The organism is Phenylobacterium conjunctum (genome assembly GCF_042679085.1).
GTDB lineage: Bacteria > Pseudomonadota > Alphaproteobacteria > Caulobacterales > Caulobacteraceae > Phenylobacterium > Phenylobacterium conjunctum.
This window is the reverse complement of sequence record NZ_JBHTLQ010000093.1, coordinates 1-8,229: the sequence shown is the minus strand read 5'-3', so window position 1 is coordinate 8,229 and position 8,229 is coordinate 1. Positions and strand designations below refer to the sequence as shown.

The 8,229-nt window shown below is 68.9% G+C and carries 7 protein-coding genes; 5 read left to right on the top strand and 2 right to left on the bottom strand.

Annotated features, from left to right (window positions below):
- The 3 genes from ACFQ27_RS20250 to ACFQ27_RS20240 all read left to right on the top strand — a co-directional run.
- Window positions 1-249, top strand: a 249-nt coding sequence (locus ACFQ27_RS20250) for an NAD(P)/FAD-dependent oxidoreductase (protein WP_377354843.1), incomplete at its 5' end; no start/stop codon positions are given.
- 60 nt (window positions 250-309) lie between these two features.
- Window positions 310-771, top strand: a complete 462-nt coding sequence (locus ACFQ27_RS20245) for a MarR family winged helix-turn-helix transcriptional regulator (protein ID WP_377354842.1) — start codon at window positions 310-312, stop codon at window positions 769-771.
- 43 nt (window positions 772-814) lie between these two features.
- Window positions 815-1,204, top strand: a complete 390-nt coding sequence (locus ACFQ27_RS20240; protein WP_377354841.1) for a DUF1398 family protein — start codon at window positions 815-817, stop codon at window positions 1,202-1,204.
- A 4-nt stretch (window positions 1,205-1,208) separates the two neighbouring features.
- Here ACFQ27_RS20240 and ACFQ27_RS20235 read toward each other — a convergent pair whose 3' ends face one another.
- Together ACFQ27_RS20235 and ACFQ27_RS20230 are read right to left on the bottom strand one after the other, a co-directional pair.
- Window positions 1,209-3,266, bottom strand: a complete 2,058-nt coding sequence (locus ACFQ27_RS20235; protein WP_377354840.1) for a M13 family metallopeptidase — start codon at window positions 3,264-3,266, stop codon at window positions 1,209-1,211.
- Window positions 3,267-3,344: 78 nt separating this feature from the next.
- Window positions 3,345-4,973: an AMP-binding protein gene (locus ACFQ27_RS20230; RefSeq protein WP_377354839.1), complete on the bottom strand. Its 1,629-nt coding sequence runs from the start codon at window positions 4,971-4,973 to the stop codon at window positions 3,345-3,347.
- A gap of 160 nt (window positions 4,974-5,133) precedes the next feature.
- On the opposite strand from ACFQ27_RS20230, the gene ACFQ27_RS20225 reads away from it, so the two are divergent.
- On the top strand, window positions 5,134-6,918 hold the full coding sequence (locus ACFQ27_RS20225) for a cation:proton antiporter domain-containing protein (protein WP_377354838.1): 1,785 nt from the start codon (window positions 5,134-5,136) through the stop codon (window positions 6,916-6,918).
- 449 nt (window positions 6,919-7,367) lie between these two features.
- Window positions 7,368-8,229 (top strand): outer membrane protein (locus ACFQ27_RS20220; RefSeq protein WP_377354837.1); only part of this gene is annotated, 862 nt, incomplete at its 3' end.

The following is an 8,229-nucleotide window of genomic DNA, read 5'->3' as shown; positions in this document are numbered from 1 at the left end:
GACCTGGCCGCCGCGGTGAAGGCGGTCCCTGTGCGGGTGACCGGGCCCCGGCCCATCGCCCGCGCCATCTCCACGGCGGGCGGGATCAGCCGCGCGGCCCTGGACGAGGGCCTGATGCTGCGCGCCCGCCCCGGCGTCTGGGCGGCCGGCGAGATGCTGGACTGGGAGGCGCCCACCGGCGGCTACCTCCTGCAGGCCAGCTTCGCCACCGGCCTGTGGGCGGCCGAGGACATTCTGCGCCGCGGATGACCGCCCACCACCAGACAGATGTTGACAAGGAAACATACTTGTTTAGTTTCCTTGTCAACAATGACCGAACCCGTCCCCCCATCGCAACTGACCGCCCATCTCGGTTACTGGCTGAGGTACGTCTCCAACCACGTCTCTCAGGCCTTCGCCCGCAAGGTGGAGCGCGAGGGCGTTACGGTGGCCGAGTGGGTGGTGCTGCGCGAGCTCTATGACGCCGGCGAGATCTCCCCCAGCCGACTGGCCGAACGGCTGGGTCTGACCCGGGGGGCGATCAGCAAGCTGGCCGAACGTCTGCTGGCCAAGGCCCTGATCGCGCGGCGGGACGACCCCGACGACGCCCGCGCCCAGCGCCTGGCGCTCACCGAGTCCGGCCGCGCCCTGACGCCCCGGCTGTCGGCCCTAGCGGACCAGAACGACGCCGAGTTCTTCGATCACCTGACCGAGGCTGAGCGCCGGACGGTGGAGCAGGTGATGCGCCAGGTGGTGGAGCGCCGAGGACTCAAGGCCCCGCCGGTCAGCTGAACTACGACCACAAATAGGAAAGGACCGCCCCATGGACGCGCGCATGAGAGCCCTTGCGGAGGCCTGCCTGGCGGGCGCCGAGGACGGGAGCCTGTCGTTCCCGCAGATCCTCGGCGCGCTGACCGAGGGGGGCTTCGATGGCTATCTGGTGGACTATCGCCGCACGACCGCCACCTACTACGCGGCCGACGGCGACAGCGTCGATCTGACGGCGCACACGACCGAGGGCGCTGTGGCCGCGCGTCTCGACCCGGAAGCCCTGGGCGAGGCGATCCGCGAGGCCCAGGCGGGCGGGCCGGACTATAGCTATAGAGGCTTCTGCCGGAAGGCGAAGGCCGCCGGCTGCGCGGGCTATCTGGTGTCGATCAGCGGGCGCCGTGTCCTCTATTTCGGACGCGACGCCGCCACGCATGTGGAGCTGTTTCCGAGCTAGACCCTTACCAGATGCGGACGCGCTGGTCGGGAGCCAGGTACATCTTGTCGCCCGGCTTGACGCCGAAGGCCTCGTAGAAGGCGTCGATGTTGCGGACCGGGACCTCGACGCGGGCCCGGTTGGGGCTGTGCGGGTCGATGGCCAGCAGCTGGCGCTGCCGGTCTTCCTTCATCTTCGAGCGCCAGACCTGGGCCCAGCCCAGGAACACCCGCTGGTCGCCGGTCAGGCCGTCGATCACCGGGGCCGGCTGACCCTTCAGCGAGACGTGATAGGCGTCCAGCGCCAGCAGCAGCCCGCCCAGGTCGGCGATGTTCTCGCCCATGGTCAGGTCGCCATTGATGTGGGCGCCGGGCAGGATCTCGATAGCGGAATACTGGGCCCCGAAGGCCTTGGCCTCGGCCTCGAACTTGGCGGCGTCCTGCGGCGTCCACCAGTCGGTGAGCCGGCCGTCGCCGTCGAAGTTGCGGCCCTGGTCGTCGAAGCCGTGGGTGATCTCGTGGCCGATCACCCCGCCAATGGCGCCATAGTTGATGGCCATGTCGCCGGCCGGATCAAAGAACGGCGGCTGCAGGATCGCGGCCGGGAAGACGATGCCGTTCTTGGTCGGCGAATAGTAGGCGTTCACCGTCGGCGGGGTCATGCCCCATTCCTTGCGGTCCACCGGCCCGTTCATGCGACGGACATTGCGGTCCCACTCGAAGGCGATGGCGCGCTGGACGTTGCCGTACAGGTCATCGTCCTTGAGGCTCAGGGCCGAATAGTCCCGCCAGGTGTCGGGATAGGCGATCATGACGCTGAACTTGGAGAGCTTCTCCAGGGCCTTGGCCCGGGTCTGCGGGCCCATCCAGTCCACCCGCTCGATCCGGCCCTTCATGGCGGTCAGGATGTCGCTGACCAGGCCCTCCATCTTGGCCTTGGCCTCGGCAGGGAAGTAGGCCTGGACGTAGAGCTTGCCCAGGGCTTCGCCGATCTGGCTGTCCACCAGGCTCACCCCACGCTTCCAGCGCGGCTTCTGCTCCACCTGGCCGGCCAGGGTCTTGTCGCGGAACTGGAAGGCGGCCTGTTCGAAGTCCTTGGACAGGTAGGGCGCGGCCTGATCGGCCAGGCCAAAGGCTGTCCAGGCCTTCAGGATGTCCAGCGGGGTCTGGGCGTAGATCAGGGCGATGTTCGGGAAGGCGGTGTTCTCGGACACCACCACGCGCTTGGCGCCCGACAGCTTCGCCCCGGCCAGGAAGGCCTTCCAGTCGAAGCCGGGCGCCAGGGCGTCCAGGCGGGCGGCGTCGTAGGGATTGTAGGTCTTGGTGTCGTCGCGCTGCTCAACCTTGGACCAGGAGACCTGGGCGATGCGGGTCTCGAGCTCGACGATGGCCTTGGCCTGGGCGTCCGCGTCGGGCCAGCCGATCAGGGTCAGGATCTGGGCGACATAGGCCTGGTAGGCGGTCTTCTGGGTCGCGAACCGGTCCTTCAAATAGTAGTCGCGATCCGGCAGGCCCAGGCCGCCCTGGCCCAGATAGACGGTGTATTTCAGCGGGTCCTTGGCGTCGTCATAGATGAAGGCGCCAAAGGCCGAGCCGCCGAAGCCGTGCTGGTGCTCGCCCATGGTGCGGGCGATGTCGGAGGCGGACCTGGCGGCCTTGATGCGGGCCAACTCGGGGGCCAGGGGCTTGGCGCCCAGGGCGTTCACCCGGTCCTCGTTCATGAAGCTGCGATAGAGCGCGCCCAGCTTGGCCTCGTCGCCCTTGGCGGCCTTGTCGGCGCCGGCGGTCTGGACCACGGCCTGCATCCGGGCGGTTGACAGTTCGCGCAGGCGGTCGAAGGAGCCGAAGCTCGTCCGGTCGGACGGGATCACCAGGTCGCGGACATAGGTTCCGTTGGCGTAGTCATAGAAGCTGTGGCCCGGCGAGACGCTGAGGTCGCGGCCGGCCAGGTCGAAGCCCCAGCTCCCCTGACGCGGCGCTTCAATCGCGGCCGCCGCGGCGTCGGCGGCCAGGGCCGGGGTGGTCAGGGCCGGGGCGGCGAGGACCAGCGCCAGGGCGGCGCCGGCGAACCAGGACATCTTCATGAAGTACCAGCCTATCGGACAAGAAAAAGGGCGACGGACCATGACGTCCGCCGCCCTTCAAGCCACGTTACAATTCTGTTACCCGGCCGCCTGGCCCAGGGCCTCAAGGGCGCGGGTGCGGATGGCCTTGTAGTCGAGCTTGCCGTTGGGCGCCCGGCCCACCGGCGCCAGGACCAGTTCGCGCGGGGCCTTGTAGTCGGCCAGGTGGGCTTTCACGTGGGCTGACAACTCGGCCAGGGTCGGGGTGACGCCCGGCGCGCAATCGACCACGGCGCAGATCCGCTCGCCAAACCGCGGGTCAGGCACGCCCACTACGGCGGCGTCGCGGACGCCCGGGAAGCGCTTCAGGGCCTCTTCGACCTCTTCGGGGAAGACCTTCTCGCCGCCGGTGTTGATCACCTGTGAGCCGCGGCCGAGCAGGGTGATGGAGCCGTCGGTCTCCAGGGTCGCCCAGTCGCCGGGCACGCTCCAGCGGCGGCCTTCGAAGGTGCGGAAGGTCTTGGCCGACTTTTCCTCGTCCTTGTAGTAGCCGACCGGCGTGTGGCCGCCGACCGCCACCAGGCCGCGTTCGCCCGATCCGGCTTCGACCCGGCGGCCGTCCTCGGTGAAGACGGCGGCGTTGGGGCCGGCCATGAACTTGGCGGTGCCGGCGGTGGCGCCGCCGCCCGAGGTGGAGCCGGCAAGGCCGAGCGCCTCCGACGAGCCCAGGCTGTCCATCAGCATGATGTGCGGCAGGTGCTTGAGCAGGCCGTTCTTGTTCTCAGCGCCCCACATGGCGCCCGACGAGACGATCCGGCGCAGGGACGGCAGGGTCCAGCGGCCCGGGTGGGCTTCAAGCGTCTCCAGCATGGGCGCGGCGAAGGCCGGACCGACGATGACCAGGCCGTTGGCCTTGATCCGGTCGACCTCGTCGAACAGGGCGGCTGGATCGAACCGGCGCCCGGTCAGGGTGGCGATGGTCCCGCCGCCCACCAGGCTGCCGAAGGAGATGAACTGGCCGGTGGCGTGCATCAGCGGAGCCACGGGAATGGTGATCTGCGGGTCGGGGCTGGCGGCGGCGCGAGCCCCGGCCTCGGCGCAGGTCTCCAGCGGCGGCAGGCCCAGCAGCAGGTTGGCCCCGCCGCCCAGCGCCTTGAACAGGTCCTCCTGGCGCCACATCACGCCCTTGGGCATGCCGGTGGTGCCGCCGGTGTACATGAACAGCAGGTCGTCGGCCGAGCGGCCCCAGGGCGCGGTGAAGTCGGCCGGGGCCTTGGCGGCGACGATGGCGTCGTAGTCGTCCGCCCAGTCCGGCTGGGTGAAGCCCGGCTCGGCCACGCAGATCCAGGTCTTCACCTTGGGCAGGCGGCCCCGGACCTTGGCGGCCATTTCGGCGAAGGCGGCGCTGAACACCACGGCCTCGGCGTCGGCGTTGTCGAACAGATAGATCAGCTCGTCGTCGCCATAGCGGTAGTTGGTGTTGAACGGGACGAGGCCGGCCTTGAAGGCTGCGAAGTAGGTCTCGAGGAATTCAGGACCATTGTAGAGATATGCCGCCACCTTGGACTGCTGGGCGAGGCCTGAGGCCACGAAGTGCGCGGCCAGGGCGTCGGCGCGGGCGCTGAACGCGCCCCAGGCGATGACGCGGTCGCCATGGATCAGGGCTGGGCGGTCAGGGATGGCGCGGGCGACGGATTCCCACAGGTTGGCGTAATTCCAGGCCTCCAAGGGCGATCTCCATGAATAAAAGAAAATATGCCGGCATAGGCCCCGGCGGCCCCGGCCAAGTCAACTTCGCCTTGGTCCTTCTCGCGCGCATAGCGAGTCCATAATCGCCTCCCGCGCGTTTGGCGGGCTATAGTTGGCGGATCATCAAGAAGGAGCGCGTATGGAAGGTCACGTCTCGCCGGGAAGCTATAAGGACGTCGTTCTCTTTCTGGCGACCGCGGGCGTGGTCGTTCCCCTGTTCCGCCGCTGGAAGATCAGTCCGATCCTCGGCTTCCTGGGCGCCGGCGTGGTGCTGGGTCCCTCGGGCCTGGGCGCCCTGACCGACGCCGTGCCCTGGTTCGGCTACTTCACCATCGACAACCCCGAGGAGATCGCCCAGCTCGCCGAGTTCGGGGTGGTGTTCCTGCTGTTCATGATCGGGCTGGAGCTGTCCTGGGAACGCCTGCGGCTCATGCGCCGTCTCGTCTTCGGGATGGGCGGCCTGCAGGTGGCCCTATCCCTGGCGGCCATCGCGGCCTGTGGGATCATGCTGGGCCTGCCGTTGCCGGCCGCCGTCTCCATCGGCGCGGCGCTGGCCCTGTCCTCCACCGCCGTGGTCATGCCGATCCTGACCGAGGCCAAGCGCCAGCACTCCATGGCCGGACGGGCGACCTTCTCGGTCCTGCTGTTCCAGGACCTGGCCGTCGCCCCCATCCTGATCACCCTGGCCATCCTGGGCCGCCGGGGCGGGGAGGGGCTGTCGCCGGAAATCCTCACCGCCTTCGCCCCGGCCGTGGCCGGGATCGTCGCCCTTCTGGTGTTCGGCCGCTTCCTGCTGCGCCCCATGATGAAGTCCGTGGCCCGGGCCAAGAGCGAAGAGCTGTTCATGGCCGCCTGCCTGCTGGTGGTCATGGGCGCCGGCCTGGTCAGCGCGGTCACCGGCCTGTCCATGGCGCTCGGCGCCTTCATCGCCGGCCTGCTGCTGGCCGAGACCGAGTACCGGCACGAGGTCGAGGTGACCATCGAGCCGTTCAAGGGCCTGCTCCTCGGCCTGTTCTTCCTGTCGGTGGGCATCGGGCTGGACGTCCGCCTGCTGGCCGCCGAGCCCCTGCTGGTCATCGGGACCATGCTGGGCGTCGTGATCCTGAACGCCACGGTGGTCTTCGGGCTCGGCCGGCTGTTCGGCCTGGCCAACGGCGCGGCGATCGAGAGCGCCCTGCTGCTGGCGGCGGGCGGCGAGTTCGCCTTCGTCATCCTGTCCCAGGCCATGGGCGACGGGCTGGTGGACCGGGCGCTGGGCCAGACCATCCTGGTGGCCTCCACCCTGTCGATGATGTGCATTCCCGGGTTCGCCGCCATGGGCCTGAAGCTGGGCGGCCGCAAGCTGACCGGCGAGGCCCTGGCCGAGCAGCCCTCCACGAGCGTCGATCCCGACCAGCCCCAGGTGCTGGTCGTGGGCTATGGCCGGGTCGGCAAGCTGGTGGGCGACATGCTGGGCCGCCACGACATCGCCTGGGTCGCCGCCGAGCGAGATCCCCGGCTGGTGGAGGCGGCGCGGCGGGCGGGCGAGCACATCTTCTACGGGGACGCCGCGCGGCCGGAGTTCCTGAAGCGCTGCGGCCTGGAGACCGCGCCGGCCCTGGTGGTCACGATGGACTCGCCCGAGGGCGTTGAGGCCATTGTCGCCACCGCCCGCGAGATGAGGCCGGACCTGACCATCGTCGCCCGGGCCCGCGACGCCCGCCACGCCGCCAGGCTCTATGAGCTGGGCGCCACGGACGCGGTGCCGGAAACCGTTGAGGCCAGTCTTCAGCTCTCCGAGGCCGTGCTTGTTGAGATCGGCGTGCCCATGGGGCTGATCATCGCCTCCATCCACGAACGCCGCGACGAGTTCCGCAAGGTGCTCAATCGGCCGGAGGCGCTGGGGGGCCGCACGCGGCGTGCGCGCCGGGCCGCCCCGACCTGAAGTTCCTCGACCTGAAGTTCCCTGACCTGAAGTTCCACGTACGCGCGAACTTGGTTGCAGGCGTCGCGCGACCGGGTCCTGCTGTGTCGGGAGGGCCACATTCCCGCCGGACGGAAAGTCCCGTTCCGGAGTGGCGACGATTCGGCGGAACCAAGGCCCCGGGTCTACGTTTGGGGCCTGCGGAGGACGTCGAGACGGCCTTCCGAAGTGAACTTGTGGACGCCATCGCGGCCAGGCGCGGGGGTGGAGAGTCGCAAGGCGCTTCTATTCCTGGGTCAGGCGTTGCCTGAACCGGGCGTTATTGGGTACGGTCCTGGGATATAGTTCGCTGGGTTGGGGAAAATGGCGCTGGGTGTTGCGTTCGCGCACTTTCATGCCGCTTCGGCCCTGTTATATAACGTCGCGCTGGGTCATTAGGCCGCAGCGTAGGGCAAGAGAGGGCTCTGAATATGAAATTCAATCTTCTGGCAGGGGCTGCCCTGGCTGCGGTGTTCGCCGCGTCCGGCGCTTCCGCGCAAGACACGGGCTGGTATGGCGCGGTGGACCTGGGCTACCACTGGCCCGAAGGCGCTGAGTTCGAATCCTCGAACAACGCGATCAATGGCGCTCCCTATCGTTGGGATCTGCAGCAGCAGGACGACTGGGCCGGCTTCGCCCGTCTCGGCTACCAGCTGAACAGCCACTGGCGTGTCGAACTCGAAGGCGGCTATCGCTCGGGCGACGTCGAGTCGTTCCGCGGCGGCAACACCCAACCCATCCTCGGCCTGTGCACCCCCGGTGTGATCCGCACCGCGGCGTCCCCGACCTGCGGCTCGCCCTCGGGCAGCATGCAAGCCTGGACCGTGATGGGCAATGTCATCTACGACATCATGCCGGACTCGGCGATCAACCCGTTCGTGGGCGCTGGTGTCGGTATCGCTCACATCAAGGCTGACCAGATCCTGGGCCAGTTCTCGAACGTGACCGGCGTCGGCGGCCCGTCCAACCCGGGCGTGCAGAACCTGGCCATCGACGACGCGGACAGCGCCTTCGCCTGGCAATTGCTCGGCGGCCTGGCCTGGAAGGCCACCGACCGTCTGAACGTCGACCTGACCTACCGCTACCTGGGCGGCTCGGAAGTCACCTTCGCTTCGAAGGGCACCAACGCCCTGCAGCCGGGTAACTTCGCGGGCGAATACCGCGACCAGTCGGTGACCGTGGGCCTGCGCTACAGCTTCGCTGCGCCGCCGCCGCCGCCGCCGCCGCCGCCGCCGCCGCCTCCGCCGCCGCCGCCGTGGTCAACATCTCGGCCAAGCGCGTGGTCCGCGCTCA

Coding starts and splice junctions, on each gene's coding strand:
- ACFQ27_RS20245 (WP_377354842.1), top strand. CDS start 310: ATGACCGAACCCGTCCCCCCATCGCAACTGACCGCCCATCTCGGTTAC.
- ACFQ27_RS20240 (WP_377354841.1), top strand. CDS start 815: ATGAGAGCCCTTGCGGAGGCCTGCCTGGCGGGCGCCGAGGACGGGAGC.
- ACFQ27_RS20235 (WP_377354840.1), bottom strand. CDS start 3,266: ATGAAGATGTCCTGGTTCGCCGGCGCCGCCCTGGCGCTGGTCCTCGCC.
- ACFQ27_RS20225 (WP_377354838.1), top strand. CDS start 5,134: ATGGAAGGTCACGTCTCGCCGGGAAGCTATAAGGACGTCGTTCTCTTT.